We start from the raw sequence: 280 nt of genomic DNA, 5'->3' as shown, positions 1-280 counted from the left end.
CACGGGGCGATTCAAAAATCACATTTAGTTTTTCAACTACATGAATATTAAAGTTACCATCATCTGATATTATTTTTCTTACGAAAATTTTATTGTTTTCTATTTCACTACGGACATCCTGGGAGATTTTTTCTTTAGAAATGAAAACAAGGTATGTATTCCATCTAGAGAAGTCACTAGATTGTTCACAAATAAACTCTGTGCCGATTACTTTCGTTAGATCTAACCAACTAGACTCCAACTCATCATGAGTTGAGATAGTTTTAACAAATGAATATAT

The 280-nt window shown here is 31.1% G+C and carries 1 protein-coding gene; it reads right to left on the bottom strand.

Annotated features, from left to right (window positions below; genetic code table 11):
* Window positions 1-280: ABC-three component system middle component 1 (locus AAEY80_RS14460; protein ID WP_350588556.1), on the bottom strand; the 280-nt coding region annotated here is incomplete at both ends.

This window comes from Psychrobacter sp. 78a-MNA-CIBAN-0178, assembly GCF_040309625.1.
GTDB lineage: Bacteria > Pseudomonadota > Gammaproteobacteria > Pseudomonadales > Moraxellaceae > Psychrobacter > Psychrobacter okhotskensis.
Note: the sequence above shows the minus strand (reverse complement) of the source record. Positions and strands in the feature narration are given on the sequence as shown.